Annotated in this window: 13 protein-coding genes; 4 read left to right on the forward strand and 9 right to left on the reverse strand. The window is 71.8% G+C overall.

Going from position 1 to position 17,637, the window contains the following annotated elements; all coding sequences use genetic code 11:
• The first annotated feature begins 40 nt into the window (after window positions 1–40).
• From ADY59_RS39680 to ADY59_RS39690, 3 genes are all read left to right on the forward strand, one after another.
• Entirely contained in the window at window positions 41–808 is a 768-nt protein-coding gene (locus ADY59_RS39680) for an ABC transporter permease (protein WP_049574054.1), read from the forward strand.
• Between the two features lie 56 nt (window positions 809–864).
• Window positions 865–1,833 carry a glycine betaine ABC transporter substrate-binding protein gene (locus ADY59_RS39685; RefSeq protein ID WP_049574057.1) on the forward strand — a complete coding sequence of 323 codons (969 nt, stop codon included), beginning with the start codon at window positions 865–867 and terminating at the stop codon, window positions 1,831–1,833.
• 186 nt (window positions 1,834–2,019) lie between these two features.
• Window positions 2,020–5,424 (forward strand): M28 family peptidase, encoded by a 3,405-nt coding sequence (locus ADY59_RS39690; RefSeq protein ID WP_049574060.1) that lies wholly within the window; start codon window positions 2,020–2,022, stop codon window positions 5,422–5,424.
• A gap of 58 nt (window positions 5,425–5,482) precedes the next feature.
• Here the strand turns inward: ADY59_RS39690 and ADY59_RS39695 are convergent, their stop codons facing one another.
• The 9 genes from ADY59_RS39695 to ADY59_RS39735 form a co-directional block, all read right to left on the reverse strand.
• Window positions 5,483–8,326 (reverse strand): ATP-binding protein, encoded by a 2,844-nt coding sequence (locus tag ADY59_RS39695; RefSeq protein WP_049574063.1) that lies wholly within the window; start codon window positions 8,324–8,326, stop codon window positions 5,483–5,485.
• Between the two features lie 119 nt (window positions 8,327–8,445).
• Entirely contained in the window at window positions 8,446–8,874 is a 429-nt protein-coding gene (locus ADY59_RS39700) for a hypothetical protein (protein ID WP_049574066.1), read from the reverse strand.
• Window positions 8,875–8,891: 17 nt separating this feature from the next.
• Entirely contained in the window at window positions 8,892–9,692 is an 801-nt protein-coding gene (locus tag ADY59_RS39705) for a glycerophosphodiester phosphodiesterase (RefSeq protein WP_049574068.1), read from the reverse strand.
• Between the two features lie 88 nt (window positions 9,693–9,780).
• On the reverse strand, window positions 9,781–10,914 hold the full coding sequence (locus ADY59_RS39710) for a phospholipase D-like domain-containing protein (protein ID WP_049574071.1): 1,134 nt from the start codon (window positions 10,912–10,914) through the stop codon (window positions 9,781–9,783).
• 76 nt (window positions 10,915–10,990) lie between these two features.
• Window positions 10,991–11,665 carry a hypothetical protein gene (locus tag ADY59_RS39715; RefSeq protein WP_049574074.1) on the reverse strand — a complete coding sequence of 225 codons (675 nt, stop codon included), beginning with the start codon at window positions 11,663–11,665 and terminating at the stop codon, window positions 10,991–10,993.
• Window positions 11,662–12,477, reverse strand: coding sequence for a carbohydrate ABC transporter permease (locus ADY59_RS39720; RefSeq protein WP_049574076.1), 816 nt, complete (start codon window positions 12,475–12,477; stop codon window positions 11,662–11,664). Before ADY59_RS39720 ends, ADY59_RS39715 begins: the two co-directional genes overlap by 4 nt.
• Complete coding sequence (locus ADY59_RS39725; protein ID WP_049574079.1) at window positions 12,474–13,403, reverse strand: carbohydrate ABC transporter permease; 930 nt, start codon at window positions 13,401–13,403, stop codon at window positions 12,474–12,476. Before ADY59_RS39725 ends, ADY59_RS39720 begins: the two co-directional genes overlap by 4 nt.
• Window positions 13,404–13,476: 73 nt before the next feature.
• Entirely contained in the window at window positions 13,477–14,739 is a 1,263-nt protein-coding gene (locus tag ADY59_RS39730; protein ID WP_049574082.1) for an ABC transporter substrate-binding protein, read from the reverse strand.
• Between the two features lie 69 nt (window positions 14,740–14,808).
• Window positions 14,809–15,825 carry a hydroxyacid dehydrogenase gene (locus tag ADY59_RS39735; protein ID WP_231619114.1) on the reverse strand — a complete coding sequence of 339 codons (1,017 nt, stop codon included), beginning with the start codon at window positions 15,823–15,825 and terminating at the stop codon, window positions 14,809–14,811.
• 181 nt (window positions 15,826–16,006) lie between these two features.
• Here ADY59_RS39735 and ADY59_RS39740 point away from each other — a divergent pair.
• Window positions 16,007–17,637: DUF2264 domain-containing protein (locus ADY59_RS39740; protein WP_049574087.1), on the forward strand; the 1,631-nt coding region annotated here is incomplete at its 3' end.

Raw genomic sequence — 17,637 nt, forward strand, 5'->3', positions numbered from 1 at the left:
GGCACCGGGGCGAATGCCGCGCAGGAGGAAGTGACCGCCGGTGACCGCTGAGACCCTCGCCGTCGGCAAGGCCCGCACCCCCGCCCGCCCCTCCGCCCTGCGTCACCTGATCACGCCCGCCGCCATCGTGGTGGCGCTGGCCACCCTGTACGCCTGGGTGAGCACCCTGGAGCTGGACTCGATCGAGCGGCGCAGCATCAACCAGGCGGTGCTCGTCGCCAAGACCGTCGAGCACGTGCAGATGACGGTCGCCGCCACCGCCCTGGTGGTGGTGATCGCGATCCCGCTGGGCATCGTCGCCTCGCGCTCCAGGAACCGGTTCGTCACCCCGCTCATCCTCACCGCGGGCAACCTGGGCCAGGCGGTGCCGTGCATCGGGCTGCTGGTGCTGTGCACGTTCCTGATGGGCGTCGGGTTCCAGACCGCGCTGGTCGGGCTGGTCGCCTACGCGGTGCTGCCGGTGCTGCGCAACACCATGGTCGGGGTGCAGCAGATCGACCCGGCTCTCATCGAGGCGGCCCGCGGCATGGGCATGACCAAGGGCCAGATCCTGCGCCGGGTCGAGCTCAAGCTGGCCGTCCCCGCCATCCTCGCCGGGCTGCGCACCGCCCTGGTGCTGACCGTCGGCGTCGCCACGCTGGGCGCGTTCGTCGCCGCCGGCGGGTTCGGCGAGCTGATCATCAACGGGCTCAAGCTGAACCGCATGCCCGTGACCATCGTCGGCGGCGTGCTGACCGCGTGCATCGCCTTCTTCATCGACTGGCTCGGCGGGCTCGCCGAGAACCTGCTCAAGCCACGCGGCATCTGACCTGTTCCGGCTGATCCACGAAGCAACCCGGTCCACAAAGCAAGAGGTGTCTTTGCATGCTTTCCCGTCCCCTCCGCCAGACGTTCGCCCTGCTCGCCGCCGCCGCGCTCACCGTGACCGCCGCGGGCTGCGGCTCCACTGACGCCGTCGAGGCGTCCAGCGCCGGCGACGAACTGGAGGGCGCGACGTTCGTCGTCGGGTCCAAGGACTTCACCGAGAACATCATGCTCGGCAACATCGCCGTGCAACTGCTGAAGGCGCACGGCGCCGAGGTGGTCGACAAGGTCAACCTGGGTGGCACCGTCACCAACCGCAAGGCCCTGATGGCCGGCGAGATCGACCTGTACTGGGAGTACTCCGGCACCGGCTGGATCGAGCACCTGAAGAACACCACCCCGATCCCGGACCCCGCCGAGCAGTTCAAGGCCACGGCCGCCGCGGACCTGGAGAAGAACAAGATCCGCTGGATCGGCCCGACGCCGCTGAACAACACCTACGCGCTGGCCATCCGCTCGGAGAAGGCCCAGGAGCTCGGCGTCAAGACCGTCTCCGACGTGGCGGAGCTGGCCAGGACCAAGCCGGAGGAGGTCACGATCTGCATCGAGACCGAGTTCTCCACCCGCGACGACGGCCTGCCGGGCCTGTCCAAGGCGTACGACATGAAGATCCCCAAGGACCGGATCGCGCTGCTCGACACCGGGGTCGTCTACACCGAGACGGACAAGGGCGAGACCTGCAACTTCGGCGAGGTGTTCACCACCGACGGGCGCATCGCCGCGCTCGGCCTGACGGTGCTGGAGGACGACAAGAAGTTCTTCCCGGTCTACAACGCCGCCGTCACGATCAAGGACGACGTCTACCGGAAGCACCCGGCGCTGGAGAAGGTCCTCCAGCCGGTGATCGCCAAGCTGGACGACGCCACCATGCAGAAGCTCAACGCCCGCGTGGACGTCGAGGGCGAGCAGCCGAAGAAGGTCTCGGCCGAGTGGCTGGAGCAGAACGGCTTCCTCGGCGCGGCCTCCTGACCAGCAAAAACTGAATTATCGGTATACGTACGGAGGCACATACGTATTTCCCCGCATTCACCTAACGCCTAGCGTCGAACGACAAGGCGACACGCTCGCTTTCACCCCCCACTTCCCGGCAGGGCGACCGCACGTGCCCACGAGGCGCGGCCCTGCCATGGAAGCAGCCGAAAGGAGCCCCCCATCGTGAGACGCAAAGCTTTAGTGGCGGCGGCCGTGGGCATCACCACGGCCGCCTCGCTGACTTTGTCGGCGTTACCCGCGAACGCCAAGCCGCCCGGCGCCCAGAAGGGCCTGGCGGCCGCGGCTGCGGCCGATCCCGAATCCCGGGCCGCCGCCGTAGCCGACCAGGCGGTGCAGAGCGGGCTCGACAACCTGGTCAAGGGGCCGGACGAGGCCTACCGCAGGGTCGGCGTCACCGCCGGCGCCAACGAGATGTACTACGTCGCCTACGAGCGCACGTACAAGGGCCTGCCGATGGTCGGCGGCGACGCCGTCGTCGTCACCGACGGCGCGGGCCGCGTGCGTGACACGGTCGCGGCGTCCGGCCCGACCCCCGGCGACGTGCCCACCGAGGCCACCGTGGGCGCGTCCGACGCGCTCAAGACCGCCAGGACCAAGCTCTCCCGCGTCGACGACACCCAGGACCCGCGCCTGGTCGTGCTCACCTGGGGCGAGAAGCCCAGGCTGACCTGGGAGGCCGTCGTCTCCGGCATCGCCGACGGCAAGCCGAGCATCCAGCACGTGTTCGTGGACGCCGTCACCGGCGAGATCGCCGACTCCTACGACGTCGTCCGCGCGGGCACCGGCAACGGCTACTACTACGGCCAGGTCACCATCACCACCAGCGGCTCCGGCAGCTCGTACTCGATGACGGACACGACCAGGCCCGGCATCCGGTGCGGCGGCCAGAACGGCTCCGCCTACACCGGCACCGACGACTCCTGGGGCAACGGCTCCGGCACCAACCTGGAGACCGCCTGCGTCGACGCCCTGTACGGCGTGCAGCGGCAGTGGGAGATGCTGCGCGACTGGCTCGGCCGCAACGGCATCAACGGCAACGGCGGCGGCTTCCCAGCCAGGGTCGGCCTCAACGACGTCAACGCCTACTGGAACGGCAGCTACACCAACTTCGGCCACAACCAGGCCAACACCCGGCAGGCCACGCCGATCGACGTGGTGGCGCACGAGTTCGGCCACGCCATCTTCCAGACCACGCCCGGCGGCGCCGGGTCCGGCAACGAGAACGGCGGCCTGAACGAGTCGGCCGGCGACATCTTCGGCGCGCTCACCGAGCACTTCGCCAACAACCCCAACGACCCGCCCGACTACCTCGTCGGCGAGGAGGTCGACCTGGTCGGCCAGGGCCCGATCCGCAACATGTACAACCCGGGCCAGCTCGGCGACCCGAACTGCTACAGCAACCAGATCCCGAACACCGAGGTGCACGCGGCGGCCGGCCCGCTGAACCACTGGTTCTACCTGCTGGCCGAGGGCAGCAACCCCGGCGGCGGCAAGCCGGCCAGCCCGATCTGCTCCGGCGGCCCGTCGTCGGTGACCGGCATCGGCATCCAGGACGCCGGCAAGATCTTCATGGGCGCGCTGGGCCGCAAGACCTCCTCCTGGCGGTACGTGAACGTCCGCTCGGCGTCGGTCGCGGCGGCGGTCGAGCTGTTCGGCGCCAACAGCGCCGCCTGCAACACCACCAAGGCGGCGTGGAACGCGGTGAGCGTGCCGGCGCAGTCCGGCGAGCCCGCCTGCGGCACCCCGGGCAACGACTTCTCGATCGCGCTCAGCCCCGCCACGGGCAGCGCCGAGCCCGGCCGGCAGGCCACGACCACGGTCAGCACGCAGACCACCTCGGGCAGCGCCCAGACGGTCAGCCTGACGGCCTCCGGCCTGCCGAGCGGCACCACGGCGAGCTTCAACCCGGCGTCGGTGACCTCGGGCAACTCCTCCACCCTGACCCTGTCGGTCGGCTCCTCGACGGCCGAGGGCACGTACCCGATCACCGTCACCGGGCGCGGGTCGGCCACGCACACCGCGACGTACATGCTCACGGTCGGCGCGGGCGGGCCCGGCGGCGAGGCGCCGGACATCAGCCTGGCCAACGTCAAGGCGCACCTGACGCAGTTCCAGTCGATCGCGAACTCCAACGGCGGCAACCGCAGGTCGACCAGTTCCGGCTACACCGCCTCGGTGTCCTACGTCGAGGGCAAGCTGCGCGACGCCGGCTACACCGTGGTCCGGCAGGCCTGCACCTCCGGCTGCACCAGCGGCTCCGGCCCCAACCTGATCGCCGACTGGCCGGGCGGTGACGACAACCAGGTCATCATGTCCGGTGCGCACCTCGACGGCGTGAGCGCGGGACCCGGCATCAACGACAACGCCTCCGGCTCCAGCGCCCTGCTGGAGGTCGCGCTGACGCTGGCCAGGGAGAACCCGCAACTGGCCAAGCACGTCAGGTTCGGCTGGTGGACCGACGAGGAGCAGGGCCTGAACGGCTCGGAGTTCTACGTCTCGCGGCTCAGCTCGGCCGAGCGGTCCAGGATCCAGGTCTACTACAACTACGACATGGTCGGCTCGATCAACGGCGGCTACTTCATCAACAACATCACCACCGCCGGTGCCGCGCCGCTCAAGGAGTTCTACGACAGCCTGAACCTGCGGCCGGAGGAGAACGTCGAGGGCGCCAACCGCTCCGACGACGCCTCCTTCCGCAACGCCGGCATCGCCAGCTCCGGAGTCGCGGCGGGCGCCAGCGCCACCAAGACCTCGGCGCAGGCCACGAAGTGGGGCGGCACCGCGGGGCGCGCGTTCGACCCCTGCTACCACGCCTCCTGCGACACCAGCGCCAACATCAGCGACACGGTGCTCGACAGGGCCTCCGACGCCGCCATGTACGCCGTCTGGAAGCAGGCCGTCGGCGGCGAGACGCCGGACCGGGACTTCTCGGTCTCGGCCAGCCCCGCCTCCGGCACCGTCCAGGCGGGCTCGGCGGCCACCACCACCATCGGCACCACGACCACGGCAGGCACCCCGCAGGCCGTGAACCTGTCCGCCTCCGGCCTGCCCGCGGGCGCCCAGGCCAGCTTCAACCCGGCCTCGGTGACCTCCGGCGGCTCCTCCACCCTGACGATCACCACCTCGCCCACCACGCCGGCCGGCGACTACAGCGTCACCGTGACCGGCACCGGCGAGACGGCCACCAGGACGGTCCGCTACGCGCTGTCCGTCGAGGGCGGCTCGGGCGGCAGGACCTTCACCAACGGCACCGACTACCGCATCTACGACTACAGCTACCTGCAGAGTCCCGTCACGTCCACGGCGTCCGGCGCCGCCGCGTCGCCGGTCAGCCTCTCCATCACGATCAGCCACACGTGCGCGGAGGACCTGGACATCTACCTGCGCGGGCCCAACGGCACCTGGTACGCGGTCGACAGGTACGGCGGCACCTCCTGCACGCCGTACGGCACCCGGACGTTCTCCGTCCCGGTGAGTCAGCAGGCCGCGGGCACGTGGGTGCTCTGGGTCGAGGACGTCTACGCCGGTGACACCGGCTACCTCGACACCTGGAGCATCACCGTCTAGACCCGCCTCCGGGCCCCGGCCGGCACTCCCTCCCCGGCCGGGGCCTTCCGCTGCGCGCTCACGGGGGCGGGTCGACCTCGCCGCGGGTGCGCACGCCCAGCTTGTGCAGCACGCTCGCCACATGCGTGTCCACGGTGCGGCGCGACAGGAACAGCACCTCGGCGATCTCCCGGTTGGTGCGGCCCGACGCGACCAGCCTGGCCACCTCCGACTCCCGGGGCGACAGCACGCCGCCCCGGCCCTTCCTGGCCCGGCGCGGCGCGCTCGCGCCGCCGATCTCCCGCAGCGTGTGCCGGCAGCGCGCCGCGTCGTGGGAGGCGCCGAGCACCGCGTAACGCTCGGCGGCGTCGGCGATGATCTCCGCCGCGGCCTCCCGCGCGCCCAGCGCCAGCCGCGCGCCCGCCTCCGCCTCCGCCGACCGCGCCGCCCCGTACGGCCGCGGCATCGTCTCGTACGCGGCCCGCGCCCCGGCGTGCAGACGGGCCGCCTCCTCGAACAGGCCGCGATCCTGCGCCAGCCCGGCCCGCGCCGAGTCGAGCGCCGCGTGCGCCGACGGCGCGTCCCGGTCCGCCACGCCGTCGCCGAACTCGGCCACCAGCGCCTCGGCGTCCGCCCGGCGGCCCGACCCGAGCAGCGCGGCCACCGCCGCGGGAACGAGCTGGTCGCCCCACACCCACACGCCCTTGCGGCGCAGCCTGGCCACCGCCCGGTCGGCCTCGCGCACCGCCCCCTCCAGCGCGGCACGGGCCAGATGCAGCTCGATCAGCCCGCCGGACGCGGCCGCCGCCACCGGCAGGAAGGCCGAGTCCACGTCCTGCAGCCCGGCCGTGCCCAGATGCCCGGCCGCCTCCTCCCACTCGCCGGTCGCCAGCGCCAGCACGCCGAGCGCCAGCCGGGCGTCGGCCGCCAGCATCGGCGCCTCCGACGTCATCTCGACCACGGCCGCTGCCCGCTCGCGCAGCCCCTCCCAGCGGCCCGTCAGCAGGTCGAGCCGGATCGACGACACATCCACCAGCCACACCGGGTAGAGGGCGCCGCTCTCCTCGGCGACCCGCCTGCTCTCCCGGGCGAACCTGGCCGCCTCCCCGTAGTGGCCGAGCGCCACGGCCGCGTCGCACAGGTTCGCGTAGCCGCGCGCCACCTGCCGCCTGGCCGCCGCCGAGCGCGCGTCCGCGGGCAGCGCCGCCGCCAGCTCGAACGCGTCCGGCGCGCCGACCAGCATCGCCATCGACACCTTGTTCGCCTGCACCGCCGTGCGCAGCTCCGGGTCGTCCGACAAGCACAGCAGGCTCTCGGCCTGCGCCATCCACTTCTCGTGGCAGGCCAGCGGCTCGCCGCCCCACGACGGCATCGCCAGCAGCGCCAGCCCGCGAGCCGCCACGCCCGGCCGGTCCTCCAGGTCGGCGAGTGCCGCCAGCACCTCCCTGCGGCCCTCCGCCACCGCGCCCGCCTGGTTCGACAGCAGCACGCCCAGGTTCAGCCTCGCCTCGCCGCGTACGTGCCGGGGCAGGAAGTCGTCCGACAGCAGGTGCCGCAGCAGCCGCACCGACCTGCGGTAGGACAGGCCGATGGCGGCCACCCGGCTGAGCCGCAACGCCAGCGGGCCCCGCGCGTCGGGCGGCAGCGCCGGGTCGGCCAGCATCCCTTCGAGCATCTCGATGGCCAGCGGCACGTCGCCGACCGCCGCCGCGTGCTCCGACGCGGCCCCGCCGTGCCGCCGCCAGGCCGCCAGGTCGCCCGCCCGGCGCGCGTGGTAGGCGAGCTGCACCAGCGGCGGCGGGTCCAGCCTGCCCAGCGCGCCCATCGCCCGGCCGTGGATCAGCCGCCGGTCCGGCCCCGGGATCGTGTCGTAGACGGCCTGCTGAGCCAGCGCGTGACGGAATCCGTACAGCCCGTCCGGCCGCTCCAGCAGCACCCCGGCCCGCAGCGCCTCGCGCAGCCCGCGCGCCGCCGTGCCCGGCAGCCGGCCGCAGCCCGACACCGCGGCGATCAGCGGCTCGTCGGCGGGCAGCCGCAGCACGGCGGCGGCGTGCACCGCGTGCAGCGCGGCCGGGCACAGCCCCGCCAGCCGCTCGGCCATCGCCTCGCGCAGCAGCATCGGCACCGCGATCCGGTCCAGCGCCTCCTCGTCGCCGGGATCCTGGAGGGAGCGGACCACCTCCTCGATCACGAACGGCACCCCGGCCGTCCGCTCGTGCAGCCGCGCCGCGAACCCCGCCGTCACCGCGCCGCCCAGCAACTGGCCGGCGAGCGCCCGTACGCCCGCCACGTCCAGCGACGTCAGCGAGATCACCTCGCTCGTCACGTCGGGCGGATGCCGGTAGGCGTGCCCGAACGGCAGACCCGGCACCGGCAGGTCCTCCCGCCGGAACGTCACCACCAGCGCCAGCCCCTCGGGCGGCCGCCCGATGAGGAAGCGCAGCAGGTCCCGCGTCCCGTCGTCGGCCCAGTGCAGGTCCTCCACCACCAGCACCACGGGCGCCGCCACGGCCAGCAGCGCGTGCACCCCGCGGAAGAGCCGGTGCCGTTCGGCGCGCGGGTCGTCCAGCGGCGGCGGCGTCGGAGCCGGCGGCAGGTGCCCGGCCAGCTCCGGGAGGTAGCCGCCCACCGCTCCCGTCACCGGGTTGAGCCGGTCCCTGCCGGGGAGCGCGCCGCCGATCTGCCGCAGCGCGTCGAACACCGGCCCGTACGGGAACGGCTCGCGGATCTGGTGACAGTGCCCGAGCAGCACGGTGTGCCGGCCCGATCCCAGCCGGTCGACGGCCGTCCGGACCAGCCGGGTCTTCCCGATGCCCGCCTCCCCCTGGATGAGGGCCACGGCGGGCGGGCGGGTGATCGCACCGATGAGCGCTCGCAGGTGCGCGTCGCGGCCCACCAGTGCGGGAGATGCCTCGCTTGTCATCGGCGTCTCCGAAACAGTGCGGTTTTACTGCCTCTGCCGACACCTGTTATCCACCACTTGTTACCGAGTGGTCAACAGTTCGTTTGGTATCGCGGATTACCGGCCCCGGCAGGGGCGGTTCACGGCGTCGCCTCGTGGCCGGGCATGCCCGGCGTGCGCCTGCGCTGCTTCATCTCCGCCTCGAACAGGTGCGTACGGCCTCCGGCCAGGCGCTCGCGCGCCTCCGCCTCCAGCTCCTGGAACGCCGCGTAGTAGAGCGCGTCGTACTCCTCGACCACCTGGAACGTCCACCGGCCGTCGATCACGTTCAGCCCGATGAGCTCGCGCTCGATCCGGTCGGCGAGCTCGTGGTGGCCGGTCCGGCGCAGCAGCTCGACGGCCCGGTCGAGGCGGGCGTCGGCGCTGCCGGTGAGCTGGTGCCATGAATACAGGTGGCCCCGCGCCCGGTGCGTCGTCTCCAGCGCCTCGCTCAGCGCGCCCAGCGCCTCGACCGTCTCGTCCGACATGCCCTCCGGGCGGAGGTGATCCGAATCCTGCTCTGTCGCCATGACCTGACGGATACCCCTCACAGTCCGCCCAGAACGTCCGGCCGGTTGGTGATGAGGCCGTCGACGTCGTAGGAGAGGAGCCGCCGCATGGTGGCCGCGTCGTCCACGGTCCAGGCGAACACGCGCATGCCGTGCCGGTGGACGAGCCGCACGTAGTCGCGGGTGAGGCCGCGGTGCGGCGGGTTGATCAGGTCGGCGAACGACGACAACGCGTCCAGTTCGGCCGCCGCCGGGGTGCCGAGCAGCCCGATCGGGGCCTCCGGCATGACGTCGTGGAAGCGGCGCATCGAGTTCCGGTCGAACGACTGCACGATGAGCGGGCCGGGCCACGAGCGGCGCAGCTCACCGGCGGCGCGCACCTCGATGCCCCGGTGGAGGCGCGGCTCCTTGATCTCCACCAGCAGGCCGAGCCCGCTGCCGCTCATCTCGCGCAGCGCCTCCCGCAGCGTGGGCACCGGCTCGCCGGCGAACTGCCGGCCGAACCACGACCCGGCGTCCAGCTCGCGGATCTCCTCCAGGGTGAAGTCGCCGACCCGCCACGGCGCCCGGCCGGGGAAGACCCGCTCGGCGTCGGTGGTGCGGGCCAGCGTGGTGTCGTGCATGAGGATCAGCTGGTCGTCACTGGTCAGCTGGACGTCGAGCTCGAAGGCGTCGGCGCCCTGCTCGGCGGCCAGCCGGAAGGCCGCCAGGGTGTTCTCGGGCGCGTAGGCGGAGGCGCCCCGGTGCGCGACGTTGGCCGTCGAGGCCGGCGCCGCCGTCGCGGGGGAGGCGAACAGGGCCAGGACGGTCATGACGATCAAGCCTGCGAGTCGGAACATGGATCTCCTCGTACTCGGGAGCGGCCGATGTTCCGAATCTGACTGACCGTCATGACCAACTGTTGAGGGCCGCGTGACTCCCCGATGACTAGGACGCGGCGGCGCGCATCCTGTCGAAGTTCGCCACGTACTGGGCGTGGACCGCCTTGTTGCGGAGGCGCAGCAGGGTGTCGTCGTTGCGGCGCAGCGACGTCTGGTTGTAGTTGTGGCTGCCCGTGTACACCCAGCCGTCCACCAGCAGGTACTTGGAGTGGATGCGGCCCGGCAGCGCCCCGCCGGTGCCCAGGGTGCGCAGCTCGATCCGCGGCTCGGCGCGCAGCTTCGCCTCGACCTCCGGGTCCAGGACGCCGGCCACGATCCGCACCGTGCAACCCTGACCGGCCAGCTCGGCCAGCCGCTCGGCGATGGCGACGCGGTAGGCGTCCCACTCCGACATGCCGACGCGGATCGGGGCGCCGCCCCGGCAGGACACCCCGTCCAGCGCCTCCACGATCGGGTCGCCCTCGGCGCTGGGGAAGAAGTGCGCCCGCACCGAGCCGCCCGCCGCCCCGGTCCTGACGACGCGGTCGTAGTCGAGGGTCTTCCGCTCGGCGGCCAGGTCGGCGAAGTAGGACGCGTACGCCTGGTGCAGGCGCCGGTTGCCGGTCAGGACGACGGCGTTGTTCCAGTACGTGGTCGAGTTCAGGTTCGTCAGGTTGGCCGACGACTGCACCACCACGTCGGACGCGCCGCCGGTGCGGGAGAACAGGTAGAACTTGTTGTGCTGCCCCTTGTCCCCGACGCAGGCGGCGGTGCCGCCCGACATGGGGCCTGAGCAGACGTGCGCGAACGAGCCGGCCGCGGTGTCGGTGCCCAGGGCGGCGGCGAGCTGGTCGGCCACGGCCTTGCCGCGCGCGTCGCCGTCCAGCACCACCCGCACCTCGACGCCCCGCTCGTGCGCCTTGATCAGCGCGTCGGCGAAGTCGCGGCCGTCCGTGCCCGACATGACGAAGTGCGCGATCTGGATGCGGGCCCCGGCGGGCGTCCGGCCGACCAGGTCGCAGAGCCTGCGCACGATGGCGGCCGGGTCGCCGCCCACGGGCTCGCTGAACACGGCGCCGGTGACCACCGGCGTCCGCGGGGCCTCCGCGCACGCCGGGGCGGCCGCGGCCGCCGGGGTCGCGACGGTCGCGGTGCCCAGCAGGGCCCCGATCGCCAGGGTGGACAGGATGGCGCTGCGCATGGCGGTACTACTTCCTTCGGCGAAAAGCTGCGCGCCGATCCTGGCGGGTGCCGGCGACCGCGATCTGAAGGGAAGGTCAACGCCCGGCGAACGTCAGGGGTTCGACCACGTACCGGGTGGTGGACCACACCACGTAGAGCAGCGGCGCGCAGGCCAGCAGCAGGCCGGGCACCGGCTTGGCCAGGATGACGTTCACCGCCAGGCCCAGCACCGCGACGTTGAGCAGCGCCAGGTACCAGCGCCGCGCCACCAGCCACAGGACCGGCCGGATCAGCGCGCGCAGCGGCCTCGGCTCCGGATCCGGCTCGGCGACCAGCACCAGCAGCGCCATGCCCAGCGCGATCACGAACAACGCCGCCGTGACGAAGAACGGCACCAGCGCCGGGCCCCACGAGGTGCCCGCCACCACGGCCGCGTCCACGATCAGCACGGTCACCGCCGTGCCCGCCGCGGCCCACACCGCCAGCGCCCGCCCCGCCTGCCGGTAGCCGGACCAGAACGCCGGCAGCACCGCCGTCGAGCCCTCGCCCAGCGCCGCGAAGCACCGGAACGCGCCGGCCAGCGCGGGCGCGCACAGCAGCGACAGCACCGCGAAGAACGGCCACGACGCCAGGGGGTCGCGCACCAGCGCCAGCGTGACGAGCAGCGGCGCGCACGAGAGCGCGAGCAGCACGTTCGTCATCAGGGCGACGTAGACGGTGCCGAAGACCCTCTCGTAGGTGGTCTGCCGTGCCGGCCGGAGCAGTCTCATCCCTTCAGCCCGCTCGTCGCGATGCCCTGGATGAAGTAGCGCTGGCCGAACAGGAAGACGACGACGATCGGCAGCACCGACAGCACCGCCCCGGTCATGATCATGGCGTACTCGGCGTCGTACACGCCGACGAACGAGCGCAGGCCCAGCTGGATGGTCCACAGCTCGTTGCTCGTCAGGTAGATGAACGGGCCCATGTAGTCGTTCCAGGTGCTGACGAACGTCAGCAGCGCCAGGCTGGCCAGGGCCGGCTTCGACAGCGGCAGCATGATCCGCCGGTAGATGCCGTACTCGCTCAGCCCGTCGATCCGCGCCGCCTCGCACAGCTCGTCCGGGATCGACATGTAGTACTGCCGCATGAGGAACACGCCGAACGCGCCGAACGCCTGCAGCAGGATGATCGACAGGTGCGTGTTCGTCAGGTCGGCCTGCTGCATCATGATGTACTGCGGCACCATGTACGCCTGCCACGGCACCGCGATCGTCGCGATGTAGGTGAGGAAGAGCGCGTCCCGCCCCGGGAAGCGCACCTTGGAGAAGCCGTACGCCGCGAAGCTGCCGGTCAGCACCTGCAGAAGGGTGACCATCACCGACAGGTAGACCGAGTTGCCCAGGTAGGTGGCCAGCGGGATGCGGTCCCAGATGTCGACGAAGTTCTCCCAGCGCAGCTCGTCCGGTATCCACTGGATCGGGATGGTGAACACCTCGTTGTTGCGCTTGAGCGACGACGACACCATCCACCCGAACGGCACCAGCACCAGCAGCGTCACCACGATCAGCGCCGCGTACGCCAGGGCTCTGCGGGCTATCATGTGGCGCTCCTTCGCTCGTTGATGCGGAACTGCACGACGGTGACGGTCAGCACGATCACGAACAGCACCAGCGCGATCGCCGAGGAGTAGCCGAACTGCCCCTCCGTGATGCCCTCCCGGTAGATGAGCTGGGCCAGCACCAGCGTGGCGCGCCCGGGCCCGCCGTCGGTCATGACCACGATCAGGTCGAGGATCTTGAAGCTCTGGATGGTCAGCATGACCAGCACGAAGAACGTCGTCGGCCGCAGGCAGGGAAGCGTGATGCTCCAGAACCGGTGCCAGGCGTTGGCCCCGTCCACCTTGGCCGCCTCGTAGTACTCCTTGGGGATGGTCTGCAGGCCCGCCAGGAACAGCACCATGTAGTAGCCCATGTCCCGCCACACGCTGGTGACGATCACGGCGGGCATCGCCCAGTCGGTGCTGGCCACCCAGCGGGGCGGCTCGGAGACGCCCAGCGCCTCCAGCACCTGGTTGACCGGCCCGGCCGTCGGGTTGAACAGCATGTTCCACACGACCGCGACCGCGACCAGCGAGGTGATGTAGGGGAAGAACGCGGCGGTGCGGAAGAACTGCACGCCGCGGATCCGCTGGTTCAGCACCAGCGCCAGCATGAGCGCGGCGATCAGCGTGAGCGGGATGTGGCCGCCCGCGTAGTAGAGGGTGTTGCGCAGCGCGACGTGGAAGTTCTGGTCCTCCCACATCCGCTGGAAGTTGTCCAGCCCCACCCACTCCGGCGCGCTGTAGGAGTCCCACTCCAGGAACGCCAGCGCGAACGCGGCCAGCATGGGGATGAGCGTGAACAGGGCGAAACCCACGAAGTTCGGCAGGATGAAGCTCCAGCCGATCAGCGTGTTGCGCCAGGCGCGTCGGCGGCGCGGCGGCCCCGGGGACGGGTCGTCCGGCGTCAGGGTCGCCGGTTGCGTCATTACGGCCATGGTGGTCCTTCGTGACTCCTTCAGGACGCGGCGGGCCCGCTGCCGGGGCCCGCCGCGGCCGCCTCTAGTTGAGGACCTCGCTCTTGACGCGGTCGTTCATCGACTTGATCCCGTCGGCGGCCGTCTTGTCGCCGACCATGATGAGCTCGTGCTCCTCCCTGAGGATCGTGTCGACGTCGGACGTCTTGTCGCTGACCGGCATCTCCAGCACGACCTTGTCCGGCTCGAACGCCTTCTTCGACACCTCGTCGCCGGGCATGCCCTTGAGCCCGAAGTACGCCTCGGTGATCTCCGGGCTCTGCAGCGCCGGCACCACGCCCACCTTGGTGATCGCCTCCGCGCCGGCCTTGCTCGCGGCGAACTGGACGAACTTCTTGGCCAGGTCGGCGTTCTCGGAGCGCTTGTTGACGGCGAACGCGGTCGGCGAGCCGAACGTCGTCGTCCCCGTCGCGCCCGGCCGCTGCGGCATCGGCGCCAGCGCCCACTCGGCGTTGGTCTCGCCCTTCTCCTTCGCCTCCAGGATGCCCGAGATGTACCAGGTGCCCATGGGCATCATGGCGGTCGCGCCCGTCTCGAACATGGTCCGGTAGTCGGCCTGCTGGGCCGTCGCGGTGCCGAAGTCCAGCGCGGCGCCGGCCTTCTGCAGGTTCAGGGCCATGTTGTACTGGTCGGTGAAGAAGGCGTAGTCGCCGCCGAGCTGGTCGCCGCCGGTCTGGGCCGCCGAGATCGCCTGGATCACCGAGCGCCACGTGTGGTGGTAGGTGCCGTAGACCTTCTTGGTGCCGTCGCCCTGGGTCAGCTCCTGGGCGTACTTGGCGTACTCGTCCCAGGTCATGCCCTCGCCGAACTTGACGCCCGCCTTGTCGGTCAGCGTCTTGTTGTAGTACAGCAGCCAGAAGTCCTGCCGGTACGGCATCGCGAAGTAGCTGTTGTTCACGTTGAAGGCGTCCAGGCCGGCGAGCTTGCTCGTGTCGGTCGACTTCACCAGGTCGGTGAGGTCGACGAGCTGGCCTCGGCTGGAGTAGCGGGAGTAGTCCGTGACGTTCTTCATCGTGATCACGTCGGTCTTGTCACCGCCGGCCAGCATCGTGGTGACCTTGTCCGGATAGTCGTCCGCGAGGATGTCCACCGGCTGCACCTTGACGCCCGGGTTGGCCTGCTCGAAGGCGTCGAACAGGGCCTTGAACTCGGGCGTCTTGGCCAGGTTCCAGACCGTGACGGTCAGCGTGCTGCTGCCGCCGCCGCCCGTGCCCTCGGCCTCGCCGGAGCCGCCGCCGCAGGCGGACACGGCGAGCGCGAGCGCCGCCGCGGCTGCCACGACCTTCATGCGCCTTCCTGGGGTATTAGAACCGTTCATGTTGATCCGGTCTCCTTTCCATCGAGCCGGTCTCAGAGCTCAGGCGCTCACCGCGAACTCGTCGGCGGTGACGGCCGCACGCGGCGGCTGCCCGGACAGGTAGCGTTCGAGCTCGTCGAGCGCGCTCTCGCTCATCCGCCGGGTCTCGGATCCGAGAGAGCCGGCGACGTGGGGGGTGATCATGACGTTGGGCAGGTCGTACAGCGGTGAGCCGGCCGGCAGCGGCTCCGGCTCGGTGACGTCGAGGATCGCGTCGAGCCGCCCGGAGCCGCACTCGCGCTCCAGTGCGGCGGTGTCGAGGACGGCGCCGCGCGCGGTGTTGATGACCGTCGCGCCGTCCCGCAGCATAGCCAGCTCCGCCGCACCGATCAGGTGACGGGTGGCCGGCAGCGCGGGCACGTGCAGGGTGAGCACGTCGCTGGCGCGCAGCAGCTCGGGCAGCGGGACCAGGCGGCCGCCCGCGGCGCGCACCTCGTCGGCGCTCGCGTACGGATCGGCCACCAGCACGTCGACGTCCAGGCTGCGCAGCCGTTCGGCGACCCGGCGGCCCGTGCGTGAGAAGCCGACGACGCCGATGGTCCGGTCGCGGTTGGACAGCTCGCCGCGCCGCTCCAGGTAGGACCAGTCGTCGCGATGCCTGCGCGCGTCCTGGGCGAGGAACGGAGCCTTCTTGCCCGCGAAGATGACCGCCGCGAGGGTGAACTCGGCGACCGGGATCGCGTTCTCGTCGGCGGCGTTCGTGACGAGGATGCCGCGCCGCCACACCTCGTCGGTGACGAACGAGCGCACCGTGCCCGCGCAGTGGAAGATCGCGCGCAGCCGGGGCGCGTCCGCCAGCACCTCGGCGGTCAGCGGCGGACAGCCCCACGAGGTCACCAGCACCTCGGTCTCGCGCAACTGGCGGCGCACGTGCTCGCCGTCGAAGCTGACGGCCGGAAGCGGGTCGGCGAGCTCGGCCAGGGCGCGCAACCGGCGTAACTGCGGCTCCTGGAACTGCACGCGGAAGTGCGCGGGGTCCATGACCAGCAGGGCCCGAGGCCGTCGTCCGTCTGTCACTCGTGTCCCTTCGGCGGGCAAGCGCTTACCAGTGCCGCCGATCATGTCCGATCATTTCAATCAGGTCAATACCGTGTTAATCACGGATTCCGATCGTTTCTGATCGTTTGGTCTTGACGCTCTCACCGGACCGGTGCCAGCATCACCTCCCGTCGCGCCCGTTCCGTCACAGGAGGTTCCATTGCTGCGGGAGTACGATGACCGGCGGCTCTCGCCCTACACCGGGTGGACCCGAGACCACTGGGCGGCACTCGCCGACCGCCTGCTCCTGGCCGCGCGCCCGTACTCCTCCGCCTCCCACGCCCGCATCACCTTCCCCGGCCCGCCCGGCGGCTACGGCACCGCCGTCGACGGGCTCGAAGGCTTCGCGCGCACGTTCCTGGCCGCCGGGTTCCGGGTCGCGGGGGAGAACGGGCGCGACCCCCTCGGCCTCATGGAGTGGTACGCGCGCGGCCTCGACGCGGGCACCGACCCCGCCTCGCCCGAACGCTGGGTACGCCTCGACGAGCACGACCAGGCCAAGGTGGAGGCCGCCTCCATCGCCCTCGTCCTCCACCTGACCAGGCCCTGGCTGTGGGACCGGCTCGACCCGTCCGTCCAGGAACGGGTGGTCGCCTACCTCGCGCCGGCGATCGGGTCCGGATACCCGCCGATCAACTGGGTGTGGTTCCAGATCGTCGTGGAGCAGTTCCTGGCCTCCGTCGGCGGGCCGCACTCCCGCACCGACCTCGAAGCCGGCCTCGACCTGCACGAGAGCTTCGTCCGCGAGGACGGCTGGCACGCCGACGGCGCCGAACGCTCCTACGACCACTACGCCGGATGGGCGCTGCAGTTCTACCCGGTGCTGTGGGCCGAGATGGCCGCCGGCGACCCCCTGGCCGAGGCCCGCCGCCCCGCCTACCTCGAACGCCTGGAACGCTACCTGCACGACGCCGTGCACCTCGTCGGCGCCGACGGCTCACCGCTCGTCCAGGGCCGCAGCCTCACCTACCGGTTCGCCGCCGCCGCCCAGTTCTGGGCCGGCGCCCGCGCCGGCGTCGGCACGCCCGCGCCCGGCCTGCTGCGCCGCGCCGCCTCCGGCATCGCCCGCCACTTCACCGAGCACGGCGCCCCCGACGAGCACGGCCTGCTCACCCTCGGCTGGCACCACGCCTGGCGGCCCATCGCCCAGTCCTACTCCGGCCCCGGCTCCCCGTACTGGGCCGCCAAGGGCCTGTACGGGCTCGCCCTGCCCGCCGGCCACCCGGTGTGGACCGCCGTCGAGGAGCCGCTGCCGGTGGAGACCGGCGACTTCCAGCGCGTCATGCGCGCCCCCGGCTGGCTCGTCACCGGCACCCGCGCCGACGGCCTCGTCCGCGCCGTCAACCACGGCACCGACCACGCCCGCCCCGGCGCCCAGCTGACCGACTCCCCGCTGTACGCCCGCCTGGCCTACTCCACCGCCACCGCGCCCGTCCTGGCCGGCGAACACGCCGACCAGCCGCTCGACCAGTCCGTCACCGTCCTGGACGAGGCCGGCAAGCCGAGCCACCGCACCGGCTTCACCACCCTCCCCCTCGACCGCCTCCCCACCGGCATCCTCACCGGCGGCTCCCGCTGGCAGGCCCACTGGGTCGCCCCCGGCCCCGCCGTTCCCGACCACGGCTCCGGCCGAGGCGGCACCGTCCGGCTCGGTCCCTGGATCACCGTCCTGTCCGCCGTCCGCGGTGCCTGGGAGGTACGGCTCGTCCACCTCACCGAGCCCGCCCCCCTCCGCCTCGGCGGCTGGCCCCTGCCGTCGCCCCCCCCGCGACCCCCGGCCCCCGCCCCCTC

The organism is Nonomuraea sp. SBT364 (genome assembly GCF_001083785.1).
Classification (GTDB): Bacteria; Actinomycetota; Actinomycetes; order Streptosporangiales; family Streptosporangiaceae; genus Nonomuraea.

What these genes read in the sequence shown, in the direction of transcription:
- ADY59_RS39685 (WP_049574057.1), top strand. Translation starts at nt 865, where the DNA reads ATGCTTTCCCGTCCCCTCCGCCAGACGTTCGCCCTGCTCGCCGCCGCC.
- ADY59_RS39695 (WP_049574063.1), bottom strand. Translation starts at nt 8,326, where the DNA reads ATGACAAGCGAGGCATCTCCCGCACTGGTGGGCCGCGACGCGCACCTG.
- ADY59_RS39700 (WP_049574066.1), bottom strand. Translation starts at nt 8,874, where the DNA reads ATGGCGACAGAGCAGGATTCGGATCACCTCCGCCCGGAGGGCATGTCG.
- ADY59_RS39705 (WP_049574068.1), bottom strand. Translation starts at nt 9,692, where the DNA reads ATGTTCCGACTCGCAGGCTTGATCGTCATGACCGTCCTGGCCCTGTTC.
- ADY59_RS39710 (WP_049574071.1), bottom strand. Translation starts at nt 10,914, where the DNA reads ATGCGCAGCGCCATCCTGTCCACCCTGGCGATCGGGGCCCTGCTGGGC.
- ADY59_RS39715 (WP_049574074.1), bottom strand. Translation starts at nt 11,665, where the DNA reads ATGAGACTGCTCCGGCCGGCACGGCAGACCACCTACGAGAGGGTCTTC.
- ADY59_RS39720 (WP_049574076.1), bottom strand. Translation starts at nt 12,477, where the DNA reads ATGATAGCCCGCAGAGCCCTGGCGTACGCGGCGCTGATCGTGGTGACG.
- ADY59_RS39725 (WP_049574079.1), bottom strand. Translation starts at nt 13,403, where the DNA reads ATGACGCAACCGGCGACCCTGACGCCGGACGACCCGTCCCCGGGGCCG.
- ADY59_RS39730 (WP_049574082.1), bottom strand. Translation starts at nt 14,739, where the DNA reads ATGAAGGTCGTGGCAGCCGCGGCGGCGCTCGCGCTCGCCGTGTCCGCC.